General features: G+C 64.1%; 19 protein-coding genes and 2 pseudogenes. 6 read left to right on the top strand and 15 right to left on the bottom strand.

Features of this window, described 5'->3' with window-relative positions; genetic code table 11:
- Nucleotides 1-8 precede the first annotated feature (8 nt).
- The 3 genes from CXY72_RS16120 to CXY72_RS16110 form a co-directional block, all read right to left on the bottom strand.
- On the bottom strand, nucleotides 9-602 hold the full coding sequence (locus CXY72_RS16120; RefSeq protein ID WP_104128701.1) for a histidine phosphatase family protein: 594 nt from the start codon (nucleotides 600-602) through the stop codon (nucleotides 9-11).
- On the bottom strand, nucleotides 599-1,921 hold the full coding sequence (locus CXY72_RS16115; RefSeq protein WP_104128700.1) for a glycosyltransferase 87 family protein: 1,323 nt from the start codon (nucleotides 1,919-1,921) through the stop codon (nucleotides 599-601). Before CXY72_RS16115 ends, CXY72_RS16120 begins: the two co-directional genes overlap by 4 nt.
- 76 nt (nucleotides 1,922-1,997) lie before the next feature.
- The gene (locus tag CXY72_RS16110; protein ID WP_104128699.1) at nucleotides 1,998-5,465 is read right to left on the bottom strand and encodes a DEAD/DEAH box helicase; all 3,468 of its coding nucleotides are present in this window, start codon (nucleotides 5,463-5,465) and stop codon (nucleotides 1,998-2,000) included.
- Between the two features lie 280 nt (nucleotides 5,466-5,745).
- On the opposite strand from CXY72_RS16110, the gene CXY72_RS16105 reads away from it, so the two are divergent.
- Together CXY72_RS16105 and CXY72_RS16100 are read left to right on the top strand one after the other, a co-directional pair.
- Nucleotides 5,746-7,908 (top strand): ATP-dependent Clp protease ATP-binding subunit, encoded by a 2,163-nt coding sequence (locus CXY72_RS16105; protein WP_104128698.1) that lies wholly within the window; start codon nucleotides 5,746-5,748, stop codon nucleotides 7,906-7,908.
- 45 nt (nucleotides 7,909-7,953) lie between these two features.
- Entirely contained in the window at nucleotides 7,954-9,003 is a 1,050-nt protein-coding gene (locus CXY72_RS16100; protein ID WP_104128697.1) for a zinc-dependent alcohol dehydrogenase family protein, read from the top strand.
- Nucleotides 9,004-9,125: 122 nt separating this feature from the next.
- Here the strand turns inward: CXY72_RS16100 and CXY72_RS16095 are convergent, their stop codons facing one another.
- The 9 genes from CXY72_RS16095 to CXY72_RS16055 all read right to left on the bottom strand — a co-directional run bounded on the left by CXY72_RS16095 (nucleotide 9,126) and on the right by CXY72_RS16055 (nucleotide 19,589).
- Nucleotides 9,126-10,811 carry a long-chain-fatty-acid--CoA ligase gene (locus tag CXY72_RS16095; RefSeq protein WP_104128696.1) on the bottom strand — a complete coding sequence of 562 codons (1,686 nt, stop codon included), beginning with the start codon at nucleotides 10,809-10,811 and terminating at the stop codon, nucleotides 9,126-9,128.
- Nucleotides 10,808-11,890 (bottom strand): low specificity L-threonine aldolase, encoded by a 1,083-nt coding sequence (locus tag CXY72_RS16090; protein WP_104128695.1) that lies wholly within the window; start codon nucleotides 11,888-11,890, stop codon nucleotides 10,808-10,810. Before CXY72_RS16090 ends, CXY72_RS16095 begins: the two co-directional genes overlap by 4 nt.
- 24 nt (nucleotides 11,891-11,914) lie before the next feature.
- Nucleotides 11,915-13,027 carry an ABC transporter permease gene (locus tag CXY72_RS16085; protein ID WP_104128694.1) on the bottom strand — a complete coding sequence of 371 codons (1,113 nt, stop codon included), beginning with the start codon at nucleotides 13,025-13,027 and terminating at the stop codon, nucleotides 11,915-11,917.
- Complete coding sequence (locus CXY72_RS16080; RefSeq protein WP_104128693.1) at nucleotides 13,024-13,908, bottom strand: ABC transporter ATP-binding protein; 885 nt, start codon at nucleotides 13,906-13,908, stop codon at nucleotides 13,024-13,026. The genes CXY72_RS16085 and CXY72_RS16080 overlap by 4 nt, the downstream gene beginning before the upstream one ends.
- 97 nt (nucleotides 13,909-14,005) lie before the next feature.
- Nucleotides 14,006-14,701 carry a response regulator transcription factor gene (locus CXY72_RS16075; protein WP_104128692.1) on the bottom strand — a complete coding sequence of 232 codons (696 nt, stop codon included), beginning with the start codon at nucleotides 14,699-14,701 and terminating at the stop codon, nucleotides 14,006-14,008.
- Nucleotides 14,698-16,017, bottom strand: coding sequence for a sensor histidine kinase (locus CXY72_RS16070; protein ID WP_104128691.1), 1,320 nt, complete (start codon nucleotides 16,015-16,017; stop codon nucleotides 14,698-14,700). Before CXY72_RS16070 ends, CXY72_RS16075 begins: the two co-directional genes overlap by 4 nt.
- A 69-nt stretch (nucleotides 16,018-16,086) precedes the next feature.
- The gene (locus tag CXY72_RS19650; RefSeq protein ID WP_158252608.1) at nucleotides 16,087-17,295 is read right to left on the bottom strand and encodes a hypothetical protein; all 1,209 of its coding nucleotides are present in this window, start codon (nucleotides 17,293-17,295) and stop codon (nucleotides 16,087-16,089) included.
- Between the two features lie 225 nt (nucleotides 17,296-17,520).
- Nucleotides 17,521-18,189: an SDR family NAD(P)-dependent oxidoreductase gene (locus CXY72_RS16060; RefSeq protein ID WP_104128690.1), complete on the bottom strand. Its 669-nt coding sequence runs from the start codon at nucleotides 18,187-18,189 to the stop codon at nucleotides 17,521-17,523.
- Nucleotides 18,189-19,589, bottom strand: coding sequence for a DUF6421 family protein (locus CXY72_RS16055; RefSeq protein WP_104128689.1), 1,401 nt, complete (start codon nucleotides 19,587-19,589; stop codon nucleotides 18,189-18,191). Before CXY72_RS16055 ends, CXY72_RS16060 begins: the two co-directional genes overlap by 1 nt.
- 291 nt (nucleotides 19,590-19,880) lie before the next feature.
- On the opposite strand from CXY72_RS16055, the pseudogene CXY72_RS20720 reads away from it, so the two are divergent.
- From CXY72_RS20720 to CXY72_RS16040, 3 genes and pseudogenes are all read left to right on the top strand, one after another.
- Nucleotides 19,881-20,429: pseudogene (locus CXY72_RS20720) on the top strand (multicopper oxidase domain-containing protein); the annotation flags it as partial.
- Nucleotides 20,430-21,342: 913 nt separating this feature from the next.
- Nucleotides 21,343-21,579, top strand: a pseudogene (locus CXY72_RS20715) (multicopper oxidase domain-containing protein); the annotation flags it as partial.
- 67 nt (nucleotides 21,580-21,646) lie between these two features.
- A complete protein-coding gene (locus CXY72_RS16040) occupies nucleotides 21,647-22,456 on the top strand; it encodes a hypothetical protein (protein ID WP_146071212.1) in 810 nt (269 codons plus the stop codon).
- 271 nt (nucleotides 22,457-22,727) lie between these two features.
- Here the strand turns inward: CXY72_RS16040 and CXY72_RS16035 are convergent, their stop codons facing one another.
- The 3 genes from CXY72_RS16035 to CXY72_RS16025 form a co-directional block, all read right to left on the bottom strand.
- A complete protein-coding gene (locus CXY72_RS16035; RefSeq protein WP_104128686.1) occupies nucleotides 22,728-23,168 on the bottom strand; it encodes a ubiquinol-cytochrome c reductase iron-sulfur subunit in 441 nt (146 codons plus the stop codon).
- A 131-nt stretch (nucleotides 23,169-23,299) separates the two neighbouring features.
- Complete coding sequence (locus CXY72_RS16030; RefSeq protein ID WP_104128685.1) at nucleotides 23,300-24,193, bottom strand: amidohydrolase family protein; 894 nt, start codon at nucleotides 24,191-24,193, stop codon at nucleotides 23,300-23,302.
- Between the two features lie 35 nt (nucleotides 24,194-24,228).
- Nucleotides 24,229-25,005: a sulfite exporter TauE/SafE family protein gene (locus tag CXY72_RS16025; RefSeq protein ID WP_104128684.1), complete on the bottom strand. Its 777-nt coding sequence runs from the start codon at nucleotides 25,003-25,005 to the stop codon at nucleotides 24,229-24,231.
- 90 nt (nucleotides 25,006-25,095) lie between these two features.
- Here CXY72_RS16025 and CXY72_RS16020 point away from each other — a divergent pair, with 90 nt between their 5' ends.
- Entirely contained in the window at nucleotides 25,096-26,649 is a 1,554-nt protein-coding gene (locus CXY72_RS16020) for an ABC transporter substrate-binding protein (protein ID WP_104128683.1), read from the top strand.
- Nucleotides 26,650-26,655: the final 6 nt, after the last annotated feature.

The following is a 26,655-nucleotide window of genomic DNA, read 5'->3' as shown; positions in this document are numbered from 1 at the left end:
CGCCGTGGTCAGGCGCGCACGAGCAGTTCGCCGTTGAGTACCTCGAGCTCCCACGCGGCCGCGCCATCCGCGTGGTCGTAGTGGTGATGCACGAGGTTGATCGAGGCATTGTTGATGCTGCCGATGGACTGGTCCAGGGCGTTTTCGAGGCTCAGTCGAATGAGCGTGCCGTGGGCGACGACGATGATGCGCTCTCCGGGGTGATTTCGGGCGAGCTCGCACAGGGCGTCGATGCCACGCGCGGCGACGTTTTCCTCGGTCTCGGCTCCATGGAATCCGCCCGGAAAACGCAGGGCGTCGAGCTGGGCGCCGGCGCGAAGGCCCTCGGCTGGTCCGTAATCGCGCTCGATCAGACCCGGAATGCGGCGGGCCGCGTCGAGGCCTAGCTCTTCGCCGATCAGATCAGCGGTTTCGGCCGCACGAGAAAGCGGCGACGAGACAATGAAATCCCAGTCATACCGGGAGAGTGGGGCGACGGCATCCGCTGCCTGACCGCGCCCCACGTCGTTGAGCGGAATGTCGGTGGCGCCCTGGATGCGCGCGGCGGCGTTCCAATCGGTCTGGCCGTGGCGGATGAGGGCGAAGGTTGTCGTCGTGGTCACTGATCTATTCTGCCTTGGCCGACTGGGAGTGCGCGGCGGGCCACAATGCGCGCTTCCCGTTTCGGCAGAGCCCCAGCCAAGCGGGCCAGGTCTGTGATCGCCCAGGCCAGCAGCACGACGAGCAGCGCGTTGCGCGCCGTCAGCAGCAGCAGGGAGAACAGATCGCCGTCGATGAGCGGCAGGTAGAAAATGGGAAAGACGAGCGTCGTCAGGCCGGAGATAGCCAGCGTCAGCGTGGCGGGGACCCGCCACTCAGCCCAGCTGCGGCCGACACCGACCGCAACCACCGGCACCAGCCACAACATGTATTGCGGTGAACCGACCTTGTTGAAGACGATGAACGCGCTGACCAGGGCGAGGGCTCCAACGAGCAGCAGTTGGCCGGCATCTGCTCGCCGATGCTGGGCAATGAGCATCAGCACGAAAATCGCCGCGATGGCGCCGAACATGACCGGCGTCATCAGGGAAGCGACCACGTCGGTACCGGGTCCGCTCACCTCACGGGTGGCGATGGCAAAATTCTCGTAGATGAACGTGCTCTGGTGACCGAGTGTGGCCAGCCACACCCACACAGTGGTGATGGGCGCCTCGAGTTGCAGTGCGCGGTCAGATTGTTGGGTGACGAAACTGATGAGATATTGCAGGCCCCCCACCAGCCAGACGAATACCGCCACCCCCGACGAGACGGCCGCACCGACAAGTACCACCGTGCGGCGACGCGGCGACACGGTGGCGACTGCGAGGAACACGGCCGCTGGCCACACCTTGATCCAGGTGGCGAGGGTCAGCACGACCGCGGCGACGACCGGCCGGCGCGCGAGCAGCACGAGTGCGACGATGACGAGCGGTGCGGTGAGTCCTTCCAGTCGCAGTAGCCCGACCGGGCTCAGCAGAAACGACGCGAACAGCCAGTACCAGGCCGATTTGAAGCCGCCGCGGCGACGTCCCCAATCGGTGAGCGCTCCGACCGCGACGGCATTCAACGCCGTGGTCAGCAGGTACCACAGGAGTTGGTAGAGCAGCGGACCGGCGATGCCCGCAAACGCGATCGGCAGCATGGCGCCGATCGGGTACACCCACCCGGTGTCGATACCCTGCCAGATGCCGTGCTGCAAGCCGAGTTCCGCCCAGGTGCGGTACAGCGGAAGGTCGCCGAGTACCCGGCCGGTCAGGATGGTGGGCAGCAGGGCGAACAGGAACACCGCGTGCAGACCGAGAAAACCCAGCGCGAGGGTGCGTGGGCGTTGCAGTGTGAGGCGGCGAGCCGGCGTGAGCATGCGAGCAAGGCGGGCGTCGACCCGATCAAAAATGGTGGACATAGGACCGTTTCTGCAGTGTGCGACGTGGTGCCGTCGCGTGCAGTCTAGGGGGTATGGATGAACTGTTGGTGTCGTCTCAGGCCAGGAGCTCGCGAATATCGGCCGCGGTCAGGGCGGCACCCTGCGGCGCTCCGTCGGTCATGACACTTTCGAACAGGCGCGCTTTGGTGGCTTTGAGGGCCATGACTTTTTCTTCAATGGTGTCCTTGGACACCAGGCGATAGACCATGACGTTCTTTGTTTGTCCGATGCGGTGTACGCGGTCGACGGCCTGGGCTTCGGTCGCCGGATTCCACCACGGGTCCAGCAGAATGACGTAGTCGGCCTCGGTGAGGTTGAGGCCGAATCCGCCAGCCTTGAGACTGATCAGAAAAACGGAGCTCGAGCCCTCTTTGAAGTCGCTGATGGCCTTGGCCCGGTTGCGGGTCTTGCCGTCGAGGTAGGAGTAGCTGATCCCAGCGGCGTCGAGCCGGTCCCGTGCCTTGCCGAGGTACTGGGTGAACTGGCTGAAAATCAGGGTTCGGTGACCCTCGGCGACGGTATCTTCCAGAAGTTCCAGCAGGGCGTCGAGCTTGGTCGAGGGAATACTGTCGTACTTCGCGTCATACAGGCTCGCGTCGAGACTGAGCTGGCGCAGCATGGTGAGTGAGCGAAAAATCTCGAACCGGTTCGCGTTCATGTCCTCGATCAGACCGAGTACCTTCTGCCGTTCGCGGGCAAGGTGCATGTCGTAGACCTTGCGGTGCCTCGGGTGCAGGTCGAGTTCGAGCACCTGTTCCTGCTTCTCGGGCAGGTCGCTGGCGACTTCAGCCTTCGTGCGCCGCAGCATGAAGGGACGGATGCGGCGGCGCAGCTGTGCGAGCCGGTCGGCGTCGGCATCCGTTTCAATGGGCTTGCGGTAGTAGTCGGCAAAGCGGCTCGGGCTCGGGAACAGGCCCGGAGCGGTGATGGAGAGCAGCGACCACAGCTCCATCAGGTTGTTTTCCATCGGGGTGCCGGTGATAGCGAGCTTGAAGGGAGTGCGCAGGCGGCGGGCGCACACGTGTGCCTTGCTCTGGTGGTTCTTGACGAATTGGGCCTCGTCGAGCAGCAGCCCGGCCCAGTCGTAAGCGTTGTACTCCTCGAAGTCGAGTCGGAACAGCGTGTATGAGGTGATCACAACGTCTGCCTGGCCCATTACATCGAGCAGGCTGGAGCCGCGTTTTCCGGTGGTCTGGGTGATGGCTGTTGTCGTCAGGTCAGGCGCGAACCGAGCGCATTCGGTGGCCCAGTTGGAGACGACGCTGGTGGGAGCGACCACGAGAAAGGGCTTGCGAGTGGAGCCTTCCGCAGCGCGTTGGCTGTCGCGGGCGTGGGCGATGAGGGCGATGGCCTGCAGCGTCTTGCCGAGTCCCATGTCGTCGGCCAGCACGCCGCCAAGCTGGTGGTCGTAGAGAAAGCTGAGCCAGTCAAATCCGGTCTGCTGGTAGGCACGCAGGGTGGCGTGCACGGCCGGCGGGAGCGGGCGTTGGGCGATGGGCGCGGCCTCAGCCGAGCCGTGCAGGGCGGCGAGGCCCTCGACGGCGCTGCGCCAGGACGCGGCCTGCTCGGCGACGACACCGAGCAGTTGCAGTTCGTCCCACAGGTCGGCCTGAAAACGGCTGAGACCAAGCGTGCCTGCGTTGCTCTCCTGCAGGCCGCGCGCTTCTTCGATCAGCCGCCGCAGTTGCTGCAGTTCGGGCCGGTCGAGACTGAAGTACGTGCCGCTGTCGAGGATCATCAGGTCTTGATCGGTGGCCAGCGCCCGAAACAAATCGTCGAAGGGGATGTCTTCGCCCTCGATCGTCACGGTGACGGCGAGATCGAACCAGTCTCGGGTGTCGGTGCTTTCAGTGGTGGCGAGGCTGATCACCGGCGCTTCGTCGGCTTCACGGTAGCTCGGGGCGTCGGCCGAGATCTGCACGGCAATGCCGGCGGCCTCGAGTTTCGGCACGGCCTCGCCGAGAAACGTGATCATGATGGCGCTGCGCAGTTCCGACTGCTCGAGGAGTCGGGCCGGGCTGATCGGTGTGGCCGGTTGCCAGAGCTCCGTGAACGAGGCGATTTCGCGGTTGACCGCTTGCAGCGTGTCGTGTTCGCGGGTGAGGTCGCGAAAGTGGGTGTCGCCGGGCGTCGGGCGCAGGGGGTGGCGGTACAGCACGGAGGCCGGTTCGACCGCGTCCGTGCTGATCGAATCCGGGACCGATTCGGCGTTCGATTCGGTGGGCGCGACGTAGAGCCACTCCCATGCGACGGCGATGCGGGCATCCGTTTGGTGGGTGATCGTCAGCGCCAGCTGGGGTCGGGCCGTTCTGGGCAGCTCGAACGAGGTGTCGTGACTGGTCAGGGTCAGTTTTTGCTGCAGAAACGGGTAGTAATCAGACAGGAATGAGGGCTCGTCGTCGGCTGGAATGTCAAAGCCCCCGGTGACGGCGAGCGCACGGATCTCAGAGCTGACCAGCACATTCAGTGGTGCGAGAACGAGCTGCCTGCCGGTTGCGAGCGGGTCAGCGGGGCTCGTGAACGTGTAAGCGCCGTGCGCCGGGTCGCCAATGAATCCGAATTCCGCGCCGCGGTGCAGCTGTTCGCCCAGCATGAGCAACGGGGTCAGTTGCAGGCCCTCATCGTCGCGGCGAATGTTCAACTCGAGCGATGCCGGCGTGGGCGAGAGCAGAACGGGATTCTGGGCATCCGTAGCGCAGACCAAGGGCAGCCCGCTCAACTGTGCTTCGTGGAGCAGGTCCCAGAAGGCCTTGTTCTCGAAGTTGTCGAGGTAGAGCCAGTGGTCGGTGTAGCTGTAATAGCGCTGGCCGGTGGCCGAGAGGGCGTAGAGGGCGTTCAGTATTTTGCGGTGGCCGCGGTTATAGGTGCCGGGGGTCCAGGACAGGTTGTCCCAGGTGAGGGAGCCTCGGATCCATTTGCCCTTCTTGCCCATGACCATGGGGCGTGCGCCGAGACGGCGGGGGGCCGGACGTTTGCTCGGGCTGTAGGCCGGGTCGAGCAGGTCGAATTGCAGCGCGAGGGCCGTGCTTGTGACAGCGGCGCCGGCAGTCGACTTGGCGATCGGCCCCAGGGCGGCGCGCCAGGCGGGCACCGGCGGGCGAATGGGAATGACCGGTGCTGGGGCGGCCGGCTGGTATGCGCCCGGCACGAAGGTCGATTCGAACACCGGCGTGCGACGGTCGCCGATGGCGCGCATGTTCGAGGCTGCGCGCTCAGCGTTCAGTTCGGCGGGCGTGCTGCGGCTGGCCAGGAGCAGGGCGGCGACGTGTTTGCAGTTGCTGCCCATGGGGCAGGTGCAGGTTCCGCTGGCCCGCACAGCCTGGCCGGCAGCATTCAGCGTGAACGAGACGAGCACGGTGTACGGCTGCGGGCTGGTGCCACTCACTCGACCGGTGAGGTGTGTTCCCGACGAGGCCCAGGACTGCTCGGTGACGTGCCCGTTGCGGGCGTACCGTTCACCGCGCGAGAACGACTGGCTGCCAACGATGCGGGCGATCTCGTGGGTGCTGAGGGAATGAGCCATAGGTGGGGGAGCTCCGTAAGAAAAAGGGACCAACGATTATTGTCTCACGGGAGGCTGCACGGCCCCGCGCTGATTCCGCCGCTCTCGCGGCACGTGTCGGTGACGTTGGCGCTCCTAACCCGGGGTGCCCCGAACTCTGACAAGTGCCGCGATACCGGCGGATGACTGGTGTCAGCCGCCTGTGGCCGACGAGATATTCAGCCCGCGAATATTCGACGCCGGGAAGATGGTCGGGGTACTAAACTTGAGTCAGTAAGGCTCAAGTTTAGAGGAGACAGCGATGCAAGCCGGTCAGCGACCACCGCAGCAAGACGCCAAGACGGCCCTCGAGTTGTATGGGGTGAACCTCACCGACATCGCCCGCAGCGGCAAGCTCGACCCGGTGATCGGGCGTGACGCCGAAATTCGCCGGATCAGTCAGGTGCTCACCCGGCGCACCAAGAACAACCCCGTGCTGATCGGGGAACCCGGCGTCGGCAAGACGGCCGTGGTCGAGGGGCTGGCCCAGCGCATCGTGGCCGGAGATGTCGCCGACTCACTCAAAGACAAGCAACTGGTCTCTCTCGACCTCGCTGCCCTCGTAGCCGGTGCCAAATATCGCGGTGAATTTGAGGAACGGCTCAAGGCCGTACTCAAGCAGATCAACGACGCCGACGGGCAGATCATCACCTTCGTCGACGAACTGCACACTCTGATGGGTGCTGGTGGCGGCGAAGGCTCCGTCGCGGCCAGCAACATGCTCAAGCCCATGCTCGCCCGCGGCGAACTGCGCCTGATCGGTGCCACGACCCTCAATGAATACCGCGAATTCATCGAAAAGGATGCCGCGCTCGAGCGCCGCTTCCAGCCGGTACTCGTCGATGAACCGTCGGTTGAGGACACCGTTGCCATCCTCCGCGGGCTCAAGGAACGCTATGAAGCTCACCACAAGGTGACCATCGCCGATTCTGCCCTCGTGGCCGCGGCATCCCTCTCCAATCGCTATATCACCGCTCGCCAGCTGCCCGACAAGGCCATCGACCTCATCGACGAGGCCGCGAGCCGGCTGCGCATGGAGATCGATTCCTCGCCGGTGGAGATCGACGAACTGCGGCGCAGCGTCGATCGGCTCAAGCTCGAAGAGCTCGCTCTCAAGAAGGAGAAGGACGATGCCTCGAAGGCACGTCTGGTGAAGCTGCGCAGCGATCTGGTGGAGCGCCAGGCCACCCTCAAAGAGTTGCAAGCACGCTGGGACAGCGAGCGGGCCTCGCTGAACCGGGTCGGCGAGCTGCGTGAGCGGCTCGATGCCGCCCGCATTGAATCGGACCGGGCACAGCGTGAGGGAGACCTCGAGAAGGCATCCCGGCTGCTCTACGGTGACATTCCGGTGATGGAGCGCGCGCTCGCCGACGCCGAACAGGAGGAATCCGTCGGCCCACGCATGGTGAACGATCAGGTTGCCAGCGAGGATATCGCCGCCGTGGTCGCCGCGTGGACAGGCATTCCGGTCGGCCGGCTATTGCAGGGCGAAACCGACAAACTGCTCAACCTCGAAAACGAGCTCGGCCACCGCCTGATCGGGCAGAAGCGCGCCGTGCGCGCGGTCGCCGACGCCGTGCGGCGTTCGCGTGCCGGCATCTCCGACCCCGACCGGCCGACCGGATCCTTTCTCTTCCTCGGCCCGACCGGCGTCGGAAAGACCGAGCTGGCCAAGGCGCTCGCCGAGTTTCTGTTCGACGATGAAAAAGCCATGGTGCGCATCGACATGAGTGAGTACGGCGAGAAGTTCTCGGTGTCTCGCCTGGTGGGGGCGCCTCCGGGCTATGTCGGCTACGAGCAGGGCGGCCAGCTCACCGAGACCGTGCGGCGTCGCCCATACTCGGTGATTCTGTTCGATGAGGTGGAGAAAGCGCACCCCGAGGTGTTCGACGTACTGTTGCAGGTGCTCGACGACGGCCGCCTCACCGACGGTCAGGGGCGCACGGTAGATTTTCGCAACACCATTCTCGTGCTCACCTCGAATCTCGGTTCGCAGTTTCTGATCGACCCGACCCTGTCGGTGGAACAGAAAGAGGCGGCAGTGCAGAGCCTCGTGCGGCAGGCTTTCAAGCCGGAGTTCGTCAACCGGCTCGACGACATCGTGGTGTTCTCCTCGCTGACAACCGACGAGCTCGGCGAAATCGTCGAACTCGACGTCGACCGATTGCAGAAGCGCCTCGCCGAACGCCGGCTGGACCTTGCCGTAACACCGGATGCCCGCCGCTGGCTGGCCGAGCGTGGTTACGACCCGATCTACGGTGCGCGTCCGCTACGGCGTCTCATGCAGCGCGAGATCGACGACCGCCTGGCGAGGGCGCTGCTGGCCGGCGATATTCGTGACGGCGACACGGTGTTGGTGGCGCTGGCGGCCGACGGTGACGCGCTCACCGTGGCATCCGCTCCGTCGCTCGCCGCGACAATGTGACCCGAAAGGGGGGTAGATCCGGGTTGGGCGGGTTAGAGTTTATCAATGAAAGCAACTGTGATTTATGGCGAACGAGATATTCGCCTCGAAGAAGTTCCTGACCCTGTACTTTCGACCGGTGGCGACGCCGTCGTTCGGGTGGTCGCGGCCTGCGTCTGTGGGTCTGACCTGTGGCCCTACCGCGGGGTGACCGCTACTAAAGAGCCACACCGCATTGGCCACGAGTTTGTGGGCATCGTCGAGGAAATCGGCCCAGACGTTTCCACCGTCAAGGTCGGAGACTTCGTCATTGCGCCGTTCTACGACTGTGACAATACCTGCGTCAACTGCCGCAATGGCGTGAGTTTTTCCTGCCTCCACCTTGTTCCGTGGGGCGAGAAAGACGACATGGGCGGCTTCGCCGACGGCGCTCAAGGCGAGCGGGTACGGGTTCCCCATGCCGATGGCACGCTCTTGGCAACCGCCGAGGTGCCGGATGACGCTTTGATTCCGGGACTATTGACCCTCTCGGACGTCTTAGGCACCGGTCACCATGCGGCCGTGTCTGCCGGCGTCACCGCCGGCAGTACCGTTGTTGTCGTCGGTGACGGAGCCGTCGGGCTCTGCGCCATACTCGCGAGCAAGCGACTCGGCGCGAGCCGCATCGTCGCCATGTCCCGTCACGCTGATCGACAGGCCGTGGCTCGAGAATTCGGTGCGACGGACATCATCGAAGAACGTGGTGATGAGGGTGTTGCCGCGGTGCAGGCACTGTTCGATGGAATCGGCGCCGATTGCGTGCTGGAGTGCGTCGGCACCAAGGAATCCATGGATCAGGCCATCCGGTCAACCCGGCCCGGTGGGATGGTCGGCTACGTCGGCGTGCCCAACGGCGGCGCTGAACTGCCCATCCGCTCGCTTTTTGGACGCAACGTGGGCGTGAACGGCGGCGTGGCATCCGTTCGTGGCTATATCGAGGAACTACTACCCGAGGTTCTCTCGGGCCAAATCAACCCCGGTCGAGTCTTCGACCTGGAGCTTCCCTTGTCCGAGGTGGCCGAAGCCTACGCCGCGATGGATGAACGCCGAGCCATCAAGGTGCTGCTGCGACCATAACCCTCCCGCGACAGCAAAAAATGCCCGTTTGGCTGAGGCCAACGGGCATTTTGCTTGCGCCGGAGCGATCTCATTCGGAGTGCGTACTATTTTGCCTAAGGCTTCAGTGTTGACCGCGCAGCCTATTTGCCTTGCAGGCGGTTACGCACTTCGCGGCGCAGCACTTTACCGAGCAGACTGCGCGGCAGGTCGTCGACCTCGACGATGCGCCGCGGTACCTTGTAGGACGACAGCCGGGTACGGCAGTACTCACGCACCGCAGTCACATCGAGGTCGACGTCGGGCCGCAGCACCACGACCGCCACGACGTCTTCGCCGCCGGTCGGGCTCGGTAGCCCGACCGCGGCCGCGTCGTTGATGTCGGGGTGCGACAACAGAGTCTCTTCAACTTCGGAGGGCGACACGTTGAAACCGCCCGTGATGATGAGTTCCTTCAGGCGGTCGACGATGGTGATGAAGCCGTCGGCCGAGACTCGCACGATGTCGCCGGTGCGCAGCCAGCCACCGGGGAGCAGTACCTCGGCGCTCTCGCTCGGGCGGTCCCAGTAACCGGAGAAGACCTGCGGGCCGGCTACGAGCAGCTCGCCCTCCTCGTCGAATCCGCGCTCGATCGTGGGGTCTTCCGGGTCGACCACACGAATGTCGGTGCTCGGAAATGGCACACCGACCGTTCCGGGGCGACGGCTCGGGCCGATCGGGTTACCGGCGACGATCGGTGACGCCTCGGTCATGCCGTAACCCTCGACCAGCAGCCCGCCGGTGGCGTTCTCCCAGCGTTCCACGATGGACACCGGCAGGTTCATCGCGCCCGAAATAGCAAAGCGAACGCCCGCAAGGCTCACCTTTTTCTTCGCTGCGGCCGTGACTAAGCGGTCGTAGATCGGCGGCACCGCCGGCAAAAAGGTGGGCGGTGCGTGCTTGGCCGCGTCGAGCACGAGCTTCTCGTCGAACTTGGGAAACAGTACGAGACGGGCGCCGATGCTCATCGCGAAGGTGAGGCAAAGGGTGAGGCCGTAGGCATGGAACATCGGAAGAACGCCGTAGACGGTCTCATCACCGGGTCGGAGGCCTGCTACCCAAGCGGAACCCTGCGCGGCGTTGGCGCGCAGGTTGTAATGGCTCAGGATGGCGCCCTTCGGGGTTCCGGTCGTGCCGCTCGTGTACTGCAGGACGGCCGTATCCGTGAGCAAGGGCCGCTGGTGTGACGGGTGCAGTTTGCGGGCGCCCACGATCGACTCCCAGCTGATCGCGCCCTTTCCGGGCCCGGCGGTCAGAGAAGCACGAGCGTCCTGGGCTTTCTTGATCGGCAGCTGGAGGGCCAGCCGTTTCGAGAACGGCATCGCACGCGTGAGGTCGACGGTGACGATATCCACTACCCCCATATCTTTGGGGAACATGCGCACCGCCTCGTAGACCTTGTCCCAGACGATCGCGACGCGCGCGCCATGATCTTCGAACTGATGGCGCAGTTCTCGGTCGGTGTAGAGCGGATTGTGCTCGACCACGATGGCACCGAGGCGCAGCACCGCGTAGAACGCCACGACGTGCTGCGGACAGTTCGGCAGCACGAGGGCAACGCGGTCGCCCGGGCTCACGCCGAGTTTGCGCAGGCCGTTCGCGGCCCGGGAAATCTGTTCTCCGAGCTCGGCGTAGGTGGTGCTGGAGCCGAAGAAGTCCAGTGCGATCGCCGGCGCAAACCGTTCAGCCGAGGTCTCCATCATGTCGGTGAGGGTTTCGGTGATCTCGGCGATCGTGCCGGGAACGCCGGGGGCGTACGAGGCGAGCCACGGCCGACTCGTGAAGGTCACGACAACTCCCGGGTGATCGCAGCCACGAACTGATCGATGTCGTCCTCGGTGGTGTCGAAGCCGCACATCCAGCGCACCTCGTTCTTGCTGGCGTCCCAGTCGTAGAAGCGAAAATGTTCACGCAGCCGGTCGGCGACGCCGGCGGGCAGGGTGGCGAAAATGGCGTTGGCCTGCGTGGTCTGGCTGAAGGCCAGCCCGGTGATGGTGCCCTCGGCGATTGCGCTTTCGAGCGCGTCGCGCAGACGGGCGGCCATCGCGTTTGCGTGGCTCGCGTTTCGCTGCCACAGGTCCCCGTCAAGCAGCGCGATGAGCTGCGCCGAGACGAAACGCATCTTGCTGGAGAGCTGCATGTTCGACTTGCGCAGAAATTTCAGGCCGGTGGATGCTGCGGGGTTGAGTACCACGATGCACTCACCCAGCATCATGCCGTTCTTGGTGCCGCCAAAGCTGAGCACATCGACGCCGGCATCGCGCGTGAAGGCACGCAGTGGCACCCCGAGGCTCGCCGCCGCATTGGAGATGCGAGCACCGTCCATGTGTAGCGTCATGCCTTTGGAGTGGGCGTGATCGGCGATCGCGCGCACCTCGTCGACCGTATAGGCGGTGCCGAGCTCGGTGGTCTGGGTGATAGCCACGACGAGCGGCTGCGCGCGGTGCTCATCGCCCCACCCCCAGGCTTCCTGGTCGATGAGCTCAGGGGTGAGCTTGCCGTCTGAGGTGATCACCGGAAGCAGTTTGAACCCGCCGACGTGCTCGGGAGCGCCGCCCTCGTCATTGTGAATGTGCGCGGTGGCTGTGCAAATCACGGCGCCCCAGCGCGGCAGCATCGACTGCAGGCCGGTGACGTTGGCGCCGGTGCCGTTGAACACCGGAAAAGCTTCGACGCCCTCGCCAAACTGTCGGGCGAAGACCTCCTGCAACCGGGTCGTGTAGACGTCTTCGCCGTAGGCGATCTGGTGGGCACCGTTGGCCTCTACAATCGCCTCCAGAATTTCCGGATGGATTCCAGAGTAGTTGTCGGAGGCGAAACCGCGAGAAGACAGATCATGGAGTTGGGTCACTCCTCCATCTTCCCGCATTCGGCTGGCCGTCCGCCCACGGTCTTACTTGTGCAGGGCGTCGCGCAGCGACACGCGGGCGCCCATGCGCAGCAGCGCGTTGGAGTAGATGCGCGACCCGATCAAAATCACCACCATTGTCGACAGTGCCAGCACGACCAGGGAGAGCACGGGTTCCCACCATTCGGCTTGGCCGAGAAAGATGCGCACCGGCATCCCGACCGGCGCCGAGAACGGCACATACGACATGATCGCCAGCACGAGCGGGTTGTCGTTGAAGAAGACCACCATGAAATAAGGGATCATGACGAGGAACAGCACCGGTGAGGTCGCTGAGCCCACGTCTTCCTGCCGGGACACCATAGACGCCGTTGCCGCATAGAGCGCGGCGAGCAACACGAATCCGAAGGCGAAGAACACGGCGAACCAGACGATGGCCGGGCCGACGTCGGCCAGGAGCACCCGTTGCCCGGTCACCGCCAGGCCGATCGACACCAGCAGGCCGATGGAGACGATCTGTCCGAACGCCATCAAGCTGTTGCCGAGCACCTTGCCGGCCAGCAGCGCCCGCACCGAGATGGTCGACATGAGAATCTCGACGATGCGCGTCTGCTTCTCTTCGACCACACTCTGGGCGATGGTGGCGCCGAAGGTGGTCGCCGACATGAGAAAGATGATGCCAAAGCCGATGGCAACGAGGTAGGCGAGAAAACCGTCTTGCGAGGCCGGCTCGAGAATTTTCACCTCGGGCCTCACGCTGAGCGTGCCGAGAACATCACGCGGGGCCGAATCCAGGGCGATCACCGTGATGCCGAGCAGCGAATCGGCACTGTCCGAGGGCACTACGGCCGCATCGACGGTGCCGTCACGCACGAGCGCTTCGGCGCCTGCGACAGTGTCGGATTCGACGATATCGAAGGCTTTGGTCTGTTCGACGACGCCGATGGCCGTGCCGACCACGGCCACCTTGGTGAGGCTTTCATTCTGGCTGGCCAGACTGCCGACGATGACCGACGCCACGGAGATGAGCAGCAGAATGCCGGTCGCGATGAGAAAGGATTTGCTGCGCAGGCGTGCCGTGATCTCGCGGTTGGAAACCAGCCAGACGCTCTGGGCGAAGGTGGGCGCGGTGTGCACCGGACGTGTCACGTTGCTCATGCGATGACCTCCTTGAAGATGGTGGCGAGCGAAGGGCGCTGCTGGCTGAAGGTGTGTACAGCTCCGAGCGCGATCGCACGCTGCAGAACGGCTTGGCTGGCGGCATCCGTTTCGCTTTCGAAGACGGCGAAGTCGCCATCGAAGTCGATGACGGTGATGCCGGGTTGCGAGCGGATCCAGCCGGTGTCGCCCGCGGTGCGAATCTCAAAACGAGGGCTGCTGTGCTGCTCGCGCAGCGCCTCGCGGGAGCCGTGCGCGCGAATCTCGCCGTCGGCGATGATGACGAGGTCGTCGCAGAGCCTCTCGACGATATCGAGCTGGTGCGAGGAGAACAGCACGGGCGCGCCCTGCGCGGCGTAGCCGGTGAGCACGCTCATCACCACCTCCACTGCGAGCGGGTCGAGGCCGGAGAACGGTTCGTCGAGCACGAGAAACTCGGGGTCGTGCACGAGAGCAGCGGCGATCTGAGCGCGCTGCTGGTTGCCGAGTGAGAGTGATTCGACGGTGTCACCGGCGCGTTCGGTGAGGCCGAGGCGCTCGAGCAGATCGTCGGTATTGCGCCGGGCGGATGCTGGTGCCAGCCCGTGCAGGCGCGCCAGGTACACCAGCTGTTCGGCAACCTTCATCTTCGGGTAGAGGCCGCGTTCTTCGGGCATGTACCCGAACCGTCGGCGGTCGTTCGCTGTCACCGGCACTCCGTCGATGAGCACGGTGCCCGAGTCCGGCGACAGCACACCGAGAATGATGCGCATAGTTGTGGTCTTACCGGCACCGTTCGCGCCGACAAAGCCGGTCATGCGGCCATCCCCGACCGTGAAGCTCACGTCGGTGAGCACCTCTCTCGTGCCATAACGCTTGGTGACTGCCCTGATGTCAAGCATTCCCGCCCTTTCGTCGTGCGTATCTTCACGGTAGCGCGGGGCAGCGGGGTGGAACATCCGCCTGGCGGGTGAAACCGGGCTCCACCTGGCGGGGGAGCTAGGCTTCGAGCGCGCCGCCGGGCACGATGACGCGGTGCTCGTAGGCGTAGACGACGGCTTGGATGCGGTCGCGCAGCCCCAGCTTCATCAGCACCTTTGAGACATGCGATTTCACCGTGGCCTCACCGAGAAAGAGTTGCGCGGCGATTTCAGCGTTGGCCAGCCCCTGGGCGAGCATCGCAAACACCTCGGACTCGCGTTCGGTCAGCTCGTGTAATTCTTTGGGCGGGGGTGTCGCCAAAACGGATGCCCCGCTCAGGTTCACGCACCGCTCAATCACGCGCCGGGTGACGTCGGGGGCCAGCAGTGCGTCGCCGCGGGCCAGCACCTGCACGGCGTCGATCAGCGCGTCAGGTGTGGAGTTCTTCAGGATGAACCCGCTCGCACCGTGTTGCAGTGCGGCGAAGAGATAGTCCTCGCGGTCGAAGGTCGTGAGCATGAGAACAGCGGCGTGGATCGATGGGTCGTCGACGATGGACCGGGTGGCGGTGAGGCCATCGACGCCGGGCATCTGTACGTCCATGCAGATGACGTCGGGCTGAAGTGTTCGAGCCAGATCGACCGCGGCGGCGCCGTCGGCGGCCTCCCCGACAACGTGGATGCCCGGCTCGGACTGCAGAATAATGCGAAACCCGGCGCGCACGAGCGCCTGGTCGTCGACGAGGACCACGCGGATGCCGGCCGCCTCGCTCATGCGTTCTCTCGGTTCACGAGGGGAAACCGCGCGCGTACGAGGTAGCCGCCGCGTGGTCGACCGCCAAGGTGCAGTTCGCCGCCGACGGCAGCGACCCGTTCGCGCATACCCCGCTGGCCGAGCCCGGTCGCTTCAACGCTCGCGCCACTGGCACCGGTCGCGGCGAATTGACGCCGGGGGCCGACTCCGTCGTCCGTGATCTCGAGCTCGACCGCATCCGTTTCGTAGCGCAGCCGCAACTCGGTTCTAACACCGGGGCCGGCGTGTTTACGGGTATTGGTCAGGGCTTCCTGGGCAATGCGATAGATGCTCAGGCCGATGATCGCAGGAATCATTCGTTCGTCGCCGATGACCGACAGGCGCACGGGAACGCCGGCGGTGCGGCTTTCGTCGGCGAGTTCACCGAGCTGGGCGATGCCGCGCGTGCTGCTGCTCTGGCTAGTCGGTTCGGCGCCCTGAGCGTCGTCACCGCGCAGGGCGCCGAGCATGGTGTGCAACTCGTCGACGGCGCTGCGTGCGCTCTGTTCGATGATGGTGAGCGCGTCGGCAGCCTGGCCCGGATCGCTTGAGAGGATGCGGCGGGCTGCGCCGGCCTGCACGCCCATGACCGACACGTGGTGGGCGACGACGTCGTGCAGCTCGCGGGCGATGCGCACGCGTTCCAATGTGATCGCTTGGGCGGCGCTGCGTTCGCGCTCGGCGGCGAGCTCTGTGGTGCTGCTTTGTAAAGCGGCATTATTGCGGGCGGAGTTCCACGCGGATTCCCCGAAATACCAGGCCGCACCGAAGTAGACCAGGTTGATGAAAACCTGCAACACCCCGAATGCTGCGTAGGGCGAAAAGAATCCGTCGCGTGAGAGCTCGGGCATCATGGTCATCTGGTTGGCCTGCACCATGATCTGCGCGAACAGCCAGGTGAACATGCCGGCAACGATCGCGACCCGCACCCACTTGGCGGCAACACGGTGGCGGCTCCAGGCTCCGACCGAATAGATGGCCAGGTAGAGGCAGATGTTGGAGAAAAGCATGTCGCTCGCCGCGAGCATTGTGCCGGCGGCGAAGACCACGGATGCCGTGATGGCCACAATTTCGGGCCACCGACGACGCAGCGTGAGCGGCAGGCTGATGAGCGCTACCCAGAGCGCCACTTGCCAGACCGGCGCTTCGGTGAAGACGCCGGCGCTGCGAGTGAGCGACACGCTCAGGGCAGTAGCGCCGGCCAGAACCAGCGCGACCCACAGGTCTTTACGCAGGCTCGGCCCGCTGGGGCTGGGCCTCTGCCACTCGTCGCTGAGGGGGGAGTCTGTGGTGCTCATGACTCCACGCTAGCGTGCACAGAAAAGGGGCGTGGCTAGTTGGCCTCGCCCCTTTACGTTGTTGCCGTATTACGCGAGCGTGAGTCGGCGACGCACGACGACGAGCGCGGCACCGAGCAGAAACAGAAGCGCGGCAGAACCGAGCGGCACGATGGGATCGACACCGGTGGCGGCGAGGGCGGGAGCTGCTGCAACAGCTGCGATGCTGAACGCAACCGCCGATACGGCACCCGAGGACTGGCCGGTGAAGACCAGGGTGTGTGAGCCCGAGGCGAGCAATGCCAGCATGGCGCTGCTCAGAACGACCTGTACCTTGCCATTGACGACGGGGAACGTGCCGACGAGGGTCGGCGTCGAGTAGGCGTAGACGTCAACGAAGCCGTCGGCGGCGGCCCAGTCCACGGTGGCCGTGTAGGGCTTGGTCACGTCGAGGCCGGTGGCCGGCAGGCCAGCCGATGCCGCTGTGCGCGTTTCGACGCGGGCCGCGGTGAGGAATGCGGCGAGCTCGGCCGAGGTAGCGACCGGTGCCGCGGCGGTGGAAGCCGGTGTTGAGGAGGCGGGGGTGACCGGGGTGGGGGCTGCCGTCACTGGGGTGACCGGGGTGGTGACGGGAGCGACCGGGGTGGGGGCTGCGGTCACGAAGGCAGTGGACGCGTAGGCCCGAGCTGGCTCGAACCCATCGAGGCTCGCCTCGATAACGCCCACAATCTGCCGGCCTACTTGAGCTGCGGGCACGACGAACGTCGTGCCGGTCGCACCTTCGATCCCGTCACCCCACTCGCCATTGCTCCATTCCCACGAGTATGAGAGAGTGGCGCCTTCGGGCCAGTCGTTACCCGCCGTTGCAGTGAGGACACTGCCGACGACTGCGGAGCCGGAGACAGAGACGGTGCCCGTGGCCATGAGCGGCCGGAGGACTCTAACGGACGCAGAGGCCACCATCTCAGAGGTACCAGACAGAGTCCCGGTCACCGCAACGTAGATGTAGTAAAAACGCTGCGCTTCGGTTGGAGCGAACGAATCTGAGGTTGCACCTTCGATGGGGTTGCCCGATCCGTAGCGCCACTCATACGCAAAGGTCGTCCCCTCGTCCCAGGTGCCTTCGTCGACGGTCAGGGTCTGCCCGATGATCGGGTCGCCGACGATGGTGACCGGGCCCGATTCAGCGCTGTTGGCGCTGGCAGGCGCGGCGAAGAGTGTGCCGAATGCGAGTACGACCGCGATCGTCAGGGCCACGGTAGAGCCACGGTGTCGTAAACGAGAACGTGCAAAAGTCATTGGAGCCAATCTTGATGTTGGAACGTGGAAGTCGCGCTGTTGGCGAATCACTGGTCGAAAAAAGCTGATCGTGGCGGGGAGTCCGCCTATCCGCTGGCTCAAGTTCTGGCCACAAAGTATTGTTGCGCTGCAAAGACCCCTGGGTGCAGCATATGGGATGCACCCGGTCCAGAAACGCGTTCCGGCCGGACTGGGGGTGAAGGAAGCCTTCGACGTGAGTACGCGTCAGGTTGCGGGGGCCTTTCGAGCCAGCACAACCCGGCTGGAATTGACGGATGCCGCCGACTCATCCCACAGACTCGTCACGCCGGTAGCCAGCTCTATTTCCAAGCCGTCCAGGGAACGCACGACGAAAATCACCGCCGCGGCGGTGTCGCCGGCTTTCTCGAATCCCGCCGCGACCGCGCACACCCACGTTTCGGCTGCGGACTTCGCTGTCGCATAATTCGCGCCGCCCGCCGAGGGCTGGTCGACCGACACGCTCGACACGATCGCGAGCCGCCCGGCCGAAGAGGCCAGCAGGTCGGCGTTGAACGCTCGGGTGGTGTTGCGCAGCGTGGTGACCACGTGCGAGTGCAGAAAAGCCCAGTCTTCGTCGCTCTGGCCGGCCAGGCCGCCGCCGCCGCGCCAGCCGCCGACCAGGTGGATGAGCCCGTCAATGGGCGAGAGCTGAGCCGCCAAAGCGGTCACTGCGGCAAAATCCGTCAGGTCGCATTCGTAGAGCGCCGCCTCCGGTGCCACGGCCAGCACCGGCTGGAGGCGTTTGAGATTGGAGCCGACGGCGACGACGCGCGCGCCGGCGTCCGCCAGTGCAGCGGCGACGGCCAGACCGGCCGTACTGGACGCCCCGGCGATCAGCACGGTGCGGCCAGCGACGGCCGGACGGGCCCCCATTAGTCGACCGCGCTGCCGGTGATACCGGCCGTCGACTCGATGACCGTGCGCATCTTTTTCTCGAGCGCTTCGAAGAACATCGACAGCGGGAATTCGTCGTCGAGAACCTGGTCGGTGTAGCCCTTGGGAGAACCGGCGAGCACCTCGAGCGGCAGCCCGCGAGCCCAGGCCGAGGCCGGATTCGGCGTGAGGGTCTTCGAGATCATCTCGTAGGCCGCGAGCCAGTGCGCCTTCTTCGGCCGGTCGATCGACGCCCAGTACAGCTCGTCGATCTGCGCTCCGAGTGCGATGACCACGTCGGGCACGGCGTCCCAGTCGAAGGTGAGCCGGGTGTCGGTCCAGTGCAGCACGCCGTGCTGGTGCATCCAGGCGAACAACAATTGACCGCCGAGGCCGTCATAGTTACGCACCCGGTTGCCGGTGATCGCGAACCGAAAGATGCGGTCGAAGATGACCGCGTACTGCACCAGTTTCGCGTGCCGACGAGCCTCGGGGCTCGCCAGCTCACTGCGCTCGATCGTGACCGATTCGCGAAAAGCGGTCAGGTCGCAGCGCAACTCCTCGAGCGAGTAGAGAAAGAACGGCATGCGTTGCTTGATCATGAACGGGTCGAACGGCAGATCCCCGCGCATGTGCGTGCGGTCGTGGATGAGGTCCCACATCACGAAGGTTTCTTCAGTGAGGTGCTGGTCGTTCAGCAGCAGGGCCGCATCGGCGGGCAGCTCGAGCCGCGTGATCTCGGCGGCCGCGCGTACGACCCGGCGAAAACGGGCGGCTTCGCGGTCGGCGAAGATCGCCCCCCAGGTGAACGTGGGAATCTCGCGCATCGCGACCGTCTCCGGAAACAACACGGCCGAGTTGGTGTCGTATCCGGGGGTGAAATCGAGAAAACGAATCGGCACGAACAGCTTGTTCGTGTACCCGGCTTCGAGTTCGCCGACGAATTCCGGCCAGATGACTTCGATCAGCATCGCTTCGACCAGGCGATTGGCGCTGCCGTTTTGCGTGTACATCGGGAACACCACGAGGTGGCGCAGCCCGTTCACGCGGTGTTGCTGTGGCTGGAAGGCCAGCAGGGAGTCGTAGAAGTCGGGTACACCGAACCCGTCTGACGTCCAGCGGTCGAAGTCCACAACCAGAGCGGCCAGATACGCGGCGTCGTGCGCAAAGTGCGGGGCGAGGTCGGTGACGGCCGCGGTGATGCGCGCAACGGATGCCGCGGCATCCGCGTGCCGGCCCGCGTCGGTAATCGACCCGTCTTGCGACTGCGCCGCCTGCAGCGAGGTCGCCGCTGCCTTGAGGCTGAGCCAGGAGGGATGCCGGGCGAGGCCGTCTTCGAGAACCTCGGGCTCTCCGACCAGAGCTTTAGCTACGTGTGTTTTTTCAACAGATATCGACATGGGAACCTCCGATTCGAATGAGTGTCGCGGTTGCGGCGGGCGTGCCACTTCAGAATATCGGGCGATGCCCGGCGTTTTCTTGCGATTTCTCGCAACGAATCGTCGCTCCTGGGGCGCAGTGGCGCTCGAATTCATCGTGACTTGTCGAATGACGAGCCGAGACACGACAACGCTGTTTGATTGTGACCAGCAATCGGGCAACGGGGCCGGTTCCGAACGTGCACCAACTCACTTCAGCGGGCAAGGTTTTCACAAGGCCGCCACGGCATTCTTTCCTGTGACCTCATATCGATGCACCACTCTGGAGTGATTATGACCACACGTAGGGAAGTACTGCAGTTGGGCGCAGTGGGCGCCGCGGGTGCGATGAGCGCTCTTGGCATGGCGAAGATGGCGGACCCGGTCCCCAGCGTGCTGGCCCCCGCGAACAAGCCGGTGCCGTACCGGAGCGTATTCCGTCGCCCGCCCGAGCTGGTGCCGTACGCCACGGGCTTCGATGACGGCGACCCGGCTCGGCCATTCGCCAAATTCGCCCTCACCGCGAAGGTCGGACAGGCCCAAATCCTTCCGGGGCTCTCCACCACCCTGGCAGGCTACAACGGTGTTTTTCCTGGTCCGACCATTCGGGTGCGACAGGGAACACGATCCGAGATACGCATCCGCAACGCTTTGCCAGCTACGGGGCTCCTGCACGCGTCGGCGTTCAACTCCGTCACCCACCTGCACGGCTCAGCGTCGTTGCCCCAGTACGACGGGTATGCCAACGACTTCACTGCTCCGGGCAAAGTCAAGAACTACCAGTACCCCAACTGGCAGTCCGCGCGCACACTCTGGTACCACGACCACGACCACCTGGTCACGAGCCAGAACGTGTATTCGGGACTCGCAGGTTTCTACCCGATGTCGGACCAGTTCGAGCAGGCGCAGCTGCCTCAGGGCGAGTTCGACGTGCCGCTGATGATTTCGGACGCAACGTTCAATGCCGACGGCTCTTTGGGATTCAACGACAACGGCCACGCGGGTCTGTGGGGTGACGTGATCATGGTCAATGGGGTTCCGTGGCCGACGATGAAGGTCAAGCCGCGCATCTATCGCTTCCGCGTGCTCGTGGCCTCGATCACACGCTCCTATCGACCCACACTGTCCACCGGTGATCCGTTCCACATCGTCGGCACTGACGGCGGCATGACGCCCAAGGTGGAGGCGGTGCAGTCCTGGCGGCAAGGGACGGCGGAGCGCTACGAAATCCTGATCGACTTTCGCAAGTACAAGGTCGGCCAGATGATCGAGATGCGCAACCTGAGTAACAAGAACAACGTCAACTACGCCAACACGAATAAGATCATGCGGTTCCAGGTGGTGGCCGACTCAGGTTCCACGGCCGGATCGATCTCCGCCGTCCCGACCACTCTCGACGACGGCGGCTCACCGAATCCCGAGCTCGGCGGCCTCGACGTGATGAAGCTGACGCCGGACATGGCGGTGGCGAAGCGAATACTTCGGGTGAAGCGCCAGGGCGGAGAGTGGACCATCAACGATGAGACCTGGGAGGACGTGGAAGCCTCCGGATTCTCCCGGTGCTTCGCCAGCACTCAGCCATTCTCCGTTGAGCAGTGGACCATCACGAACGAGTCGGGAGGTTGGTTCCACCCGTTACACATTCACCTGATCGACGGCAAGATCATCGGCCGAAACACCAACGGCGGCAAGCCGTTCCCTTGGGAGGGGGGGGCCGAAAGACGTCTTCTATGCGGGAGAGAACGAATCCGTCACCGTGCTGATGCAGTTCAACACCGGTGCTCACACTGGTGGGCGGTACATGGTGCACTGCCACAACCTGGTGCACGAAGATCACGACATGATGGTGCAGTTCTCGGTGGGCGACTGGCAAAACAACGACCCGGTCAGCTCGGACTATCCGGTCGTGGACACCACCCCCATGGATTCGTATCCGCCGGTGTACCGGCCGGAATTTGCCCCGGGAACCTGAGATGTACAATGCCACCAGGGTGGTCACGGCGGTACTCATTGCGTTCGCACTGAGTGGATGTACCGCCGTGGCTACGCCCCCTACCGGCACTCCCATCTCGACCGGATTGATCGGCTCCGCTGAGACGGGTACCGATGCGGGCAACGACCGACCTATCGTGACCTTCGACGGGCTGATGGTTCGACGTCGGGTAGTGATCGCAATCCACTCGACTCCCGACGCCGACGTCACCGCGCTCCGCACTGTGCTGGACAAAGCGGCCAACCAGAGCCAGACAAACCTGATCGATATCTCCCCCGACGTGCTGGACCCCGCCTCGCTGGAGCACTTCGTGCCGGAGCTGATCGTGGCGCTGCCGGCGGGGAGTACCGTTGCCGAAGCTGGGGAACTGGTCGATCGTGCCTACTTCCAAGACCCAGCGGTTTCCGAGGTGGACCACTACCACGTCGCTGAGGTCCTGGTGCACGATCTCCGGTTCGCAGTTCGGGCGACCAGCCCGGCCGCACTGGAGGAGTCCATCGCCAAGGAAGGCATCTTGTCTGACGCGCTCGGCAACTACTCCACCACCCTGCGCGCCGGTGAGTTAGACGTTACCTACACCGGTCCGCTCCTGAGCGATGAGCTGATAAATTCGGTTCAAAACGGCATGGCACGCGCGGCGCACACCAAGCCGGAAGCAGTCATCGTTTCCTCCCGCTCGACCGCCGGGGTTGGCGTGGATATGGCAAACGAGCCGGCACCCTCGCCCGCAGGCACCGAAGCTCCTTCGGATCATAGCCATGACGCCGCGGATGATGCCGCGCACGACCCAGCGCACGACGTCAGCGACGCTCCGGATGCCAGCGACGCTCCGGACGACAGCGACGGAGGACGGTGAGGCAGTAACTTCGACCCTGATGTCGGTGGTGACAGCGGCTGCTTCAAATTTGGCAACAGAAGCAGAAGCAGAAGCAGAAACAGAAGCAACGACGGCTAGCGCCGAGATGCGCCAGAGCGGGCTATCGACTCAGACGAGTCGGTAGCCCGCTCTATGGTCTGTCTTGCGGGCTGTGTCCTGCGCTGAGTCCGCAGATCTCCCACAGAGTTAATTACTTTCTTGACCGGGCAGACCATTGTGGATGCTCACTCGCGGATGGCCGCCCGTACGTTCAGGAACCGGAGAGCACGACGCCGCCGGTGACGTGCACTGGAATCTTTTCCAGTGGCGAGGGCGCGGGGCCACCGAGTACCTCGCCGGTCGCCGTGTTGAAGCGTGACTGATGGCATGGGCAATCGAATTCACCGTTGCCGGGTTTGACGACACAGCCCTGGTGCGGGCAGATGGCGCTAAAGGCGATGATGCTGCCCTCCTGCGGCTGGGAGACCAGAATCGGTTTCCCGTCCAGGGTGGCTGAAATGGAGCTGCCGACCGGGATATCGGCAAGTTTGGCGACCTCCTGGGGCGCACTCCCGCCCGCGGACGTCGCCGTCTGGCTACCAGCATCCACCCCGGCGGATGCGTCGGTCGAGCATCCGGCAAGCGCTGCAGCGGTACCTGCGCTTCCGATCAAAATAACGGCGCGGCGGGAGAGATCGGTGGCCGGTGTCATGGTCGTCCTCGAATTCGGCATAGCGGTTGGATGAATAATGCTCGATAAAGCAATAAAGTGGATCATATTACCGGTAGCGGCAGTCTTGCCCGGAGTTGCCCAAATACGGCCTGACCAAGGTGCGCGGCGCCCTACTCGCCGATCAGCCGTAGCCCGTTGTACCAGCAGACGGCGCGCAGCCAGTCGTCGTCGAGGCGCGGTTCCCGGTCACGTAGGCGTTCGAGCGACTCCAGTTGGTGCGCGTATGGGTACGGAATGTTGGGAAAGTCGCTGCCCAGCACTACCCGGTCGGGCAAGTCGGCCAGCCGTGACAGCAGCGTGGGGTCGAACGGCGCGAGCCGCTCGAAAAAGTCGGTGAACGCCATTGTGGTGTCGAGGTGCACCCACGGATAGCGTTCGGCGAGATCGAGAAACTCCCCGTACTCCGGGGCGCCGAGATGGGCGACGACGGCCGTCAATAGCGGATGCCGTGCCAACACCCCCGCAAGCTTGTCCGGCCCGGTGATTCCCGGCCGCGACACCGGCCCGCTGCCGACATGGATCACGACCGGAATTCCGGCGTCTGCGAGCAACCCCCAGACCGGATCGAGCAGGGGTTCGCGCAGGTCGAACGCGCCGATCTGCGCGTGAATCTTGAACACCCGAGCGCCGCGGTCGAGGGCGGATTGAACCTGCTCGAGCACGCCCTCTTCTGGGTAAAACGTGGCACTCGGCACGCAATCGGCGTTTTCGGCGGCCAGACCGAGCGAGAAATCGGTCAGGGAAGCCGCCATGCCCGGTCGATGCGCATAGGACAGCGCGGTGAATCGGCGTACACCCAGCCGTCGCATCGTCGCCAGCCGCGACTGTTGATCGTCTCGGTACTGGATCGGCCACTCGTGACCGATCAACGGTTTGATCTTGTCGAAGTGGGCCCACACGCGCCGCAGCATCCGTTCGGGTAAAAAGTGGGTGTGCAGGTCGACGAGTCCGGGTAGGCCGAGGCGACGCCACCAGGCCGGGACATCGTTGTCGGTGAGCATCATTTCATCCAGTCTGTCAGAACGCCTGACCGGATTAGTTAGGCAACCAGCAGAACGACCGCGGCCGTCAGCGCGACGATCACGAGAATCGTGCGCAATAGTGGAGCGGGCAGGCGCCGTCCGATTCTGGCGCCGACCCAGCCGCCGAGGGCCGAGCCCACGCCGATCAAAAGGGCAATCATCCAGTCGACTGTGCCGCTGGAAATGAAAATCACCGCCGACACGACGTTGGCGACGCCGGCCAGAACGTTCTTGGCCCCGTTGGCGCGGTGCATGTCGGTCGACCAGAGAATCCCGAGAAGGGCGAGAAGTACGACGCCCTGGGCTGCACCGAAATAGCCGCCGTACACGCCCGTCGCCAACACGCCGAGGATGAGGCCAATCGTCACCGGGCGGGTGTCCGCATGGGCTACGTCAGATTTGCGCCGTACGAATCTCGCGACGCGCGGCTGGATTGCGCACAGCACGCCCGCGAGGAGCAGCAGGTACGGAACAACAACGGAGAAGGCGGATGCCGGCAGAACGAGTAGCAGGATGCCGCCGGTGATCCCGCCAATGGCAGAGAAGACGGCCATGAGCCCCACGGCGTGCCACTGCCCCTGGAGTTCTCGTCGGTAGCCGTAGGTGCCAGTGATTGAGGCCGGTACCAGGCCAACGGTGTTCGACACATTCGCGGTGATCGGAGGGATGCCGAGGGCGAGCAGGGTCGGAAAAGTGATCAGCGTTCCCGCGCCGGCCACCACGTTGATGATTCCGGCCGCGATCCCCGCCACGAAGATAATCGTGCCATTGAGAAGGCCTATCTCAATTTCCATGGTTGGTGTCCTATTCGTAGACGATCTGTCTCTATACCGTATACAGTATCCAAACAACAGACGAACTTTTTCACTACTTCCACTGGAGACATGATGCTTCGAAGAGCGTTGAACATAGGTTGTATGGCCGCGGCGTCGTTGATGCTGGCATCGTGTGCCTCCACGCAGTCGGCCTCGCCCAGTGCTGACGAAGTCGTGGCCGGCGGAATTGCCGTGGTCGCGCTGTCGGACGAACCGGACACTTTGGACCCCACGGTCGCCAACACGTTTGTGGCCAGGGTCGTGTTCACCGCTTTCTGCGAGAAACTCTACGATTCCAACGACAGCCTCGAGCTGGTGCCGCAACTCGCTGCGTCCCTGCCGGTCACTAGCGCTGACGGTCTGACGGTTGATATCGCACTGCGGGAAGGCATCCTCTTCAATGACGGAACACCGTTCAATGCAGACGCAGTGAAGATCACCCTCGATCGCAACCTCACACTCGATACCTCGTCACGGAAGAAGGAACTGGCTGCACTTCAGAGCGTCGAGGTCGTTGATGAGAACAACATTCGCCTGATCCTGTCGCGCCCATTTAGTCCCCTGGGTGCCCAACTCGCCGACCGCGCGGGGGCGATAATGTCCCCCACTGCACTTGAGACGCTCGGCCTCGACTTCGGAACCGACCCGGTGTGCGTCGGTCCGTTCGATTTCACGGACCGAGTTCCCGGCAGTGAGATCAACTTCGCCAAGTCTGATTATTACTACGACAAGGATCTGGTCGAGCTCGATGGCGTGACCTATAAGTTCATCACCGACCCGAACATTCGGGCGGCAAACCTGCGCTCATCCGATCTCAACGTTGCTGAGCGCCTCAACGCAAGCGATGTCGACCAGCTGGGCGCCGACGGGGTCGACGTTCGGAGCGTCAGCGCCATTGGCTATCAGGGTCTGACCATTAACATCGACCCGACGATGTCGTCCAGCCCCCTGGCTAGCTCGGTCGAGTTGCGTAAGGCCTTCGAACTCAGTATTGACCGCGATGCCCTGAACGCGGTGGTATTTGCTGGTCAGACCACTCCGGACTGCGTGCCGTTGCCGAAACAAATGGCGTTCCGACCCGATGACATCCAGTGCGTGGACTTCGACCCCGACGCCGCTCGTGCGTTGGTAGAGGCGTCGGGCGAGACGCTTCCGATTCCGGTCGAACTGTTGATTCCCGCCCGACCAACCGACCAGAAAACAGCTGAAGTCATTCAGCAAATGGCGAACGATGTTGGCTTCGACGTCACGATCAAGCCGGTCGAATTCGTCTCAGCGCTTGACTTGGGCCGTGCTGGCGAGTTCGACATGTTCCTGATCGGGTGGTCGGGCCGCATGGACCCGGATGGCGACCTGAATGACCTGCTCACTACCGGTGGCACCAATAACTACTCGCGAATGGCTGATTCCGAGGTGGATTCCCTGATTTCCGAGGCGGCGTCCGTCACCGAACCGGATGCTCGCCAGGACCTCTACGCCCAGGTCCTTGACCGGATCGATGAGATCAAGCCGCTCATCTACCTGTATCACGACACCTGGTTCCTCGGTCTGGACGGCATCACCGGGGTGGAATATTCCGCCGACGCGATCCCGCGCTTCAAGACCGCCGAATTGACCAAGTAGCCCGAA

The sequence above is a fragment of the Cryobacterium sp. Y57 genome (assembly GCF_002929505.1).
Lineage (GTDB): Bacteria > Actinomycetota > Actinomycetes > Actinomycetales > Microbacteriaceae > Cryobacterium.
The sequence above is the reverse complement of the archived record's forward strand: the minus strand, read 5'-3'. Positions and strand labels throughout refer to the sequence as shown.

Bases quoted from the DNA above. Each gene is read 5' to 3' on its own strand.
- CXY72_RS19650 (WP_158252608.1), bottom strand. From the start codon at position 17,295: ATGACTTTTGCACGTTCTCGTTTACGACACCGTGGCTCTACCGTGGCC.
- CXY72_RS16075 (WP_104128692.1), bottom strand. From the start codon at position 14,701: ATGAGCGAGGCGGCCGGCATCCGCGTGGTCCTCGTCGACGACCAGGCG.
- CXY72_RS16025 (WP_104128684.1), bottom strand. From the start codon at position 25,005: ATGGAAATTGAGATAGGCCTTCTCAATGGCACGATTATCTTCGTGGCG.
- CXY72_RS16035 (WP_104128686.1), bottom strand. From the start codon at position 23,168: ATGACACCGGCCACCGATCTCTCCCGCCGCGCCGTTATTTTGATCGGA.
- CXY72_RS16085 (WP_104128694.1), bottom strand. From the start codon at position 13,027: ATGAGCAACGTGACACGTCCGGTGCACACCGCGCCCACCTTCGCCCAG.
- CXY72_RS16020 (WP_104128683.1), top strand. From the start codon at position 25,096: ATGATGCTTCGAAGAGCGTTGAACATAGGTTGTATGGCCGCGGCGTCG.
- CXY72_RS16055 (WP_104128689.1), bottom strand. From the start codon at position 19,589: ATGTCGATATCTGTTGAAAAAACACACGTAGCTAAAGCTCTGGTCGGA.
- CXY72_RS16090 (WP_104128695.1), bottom strand. From the start codon at position 11,890: ATGCGGGAAGATGGAGGAGTGACCCAACTCCATGATCTGTCTTCTCGC.
- CXY72_RS16115 (WP_104128700.1), bottom strand. From the start codon at position 1,921: ATGTCCACCATTTTTGATCGGGTCGACGCCCGCCTTGCTCGCATGCTC.
- CXY72_RS16110 (WP_104128699.1), bottom strand. From the start codon at position 5,465: ATGGCTCATTCCCTCAGCACCCACGAGATCGCCCGCATCGTTGGCAGC.
- CXY72_RS16060 (WP_104128690.1), bottom strand. From the start codon at position 18,189: ATGGGGGCCCGTCCGGCCGTCGCTGGCCGCACCGTGCTGATCGCCGGG.
- CXY72_RS16100 (WP_104128697.1), top strand. From the start codon at position 7,954: ATGAAAGCAACTGTGATTTATGGCGAACGAGATATTCGCCTCGAAGAA.
- CXY72_RS16080 (WP_104128693.1), bottom strand. From the start codon at position 13,908: ATGCTTGACATCAGGGCAGTCACCAAGCGTTATGGCACGAGAGAGGTG.
- CXY72_RS16030 (WP_104128685.1), bottom strand. From the start codon at position 24,193: ATGATGCTCACCGACAACGATGTCCCGGCCTGGTGGCGTCGCCTCGGC.
- CXY72_RS16105 (WP_104128698.1), top strand. From the start codon at position 5,746: ATGCAAGCCGGTCAGCGACCACCGCAGCAAGACGCCAAGACGGCCCTC.
- CXY72_RS16070 (WP_104128691.1), bottom strand. From the start codon at position 16,017: ATGAGCACCACAGACTCCCCCCTCAGCGACGAGTGGCAGAGGCCCAGC.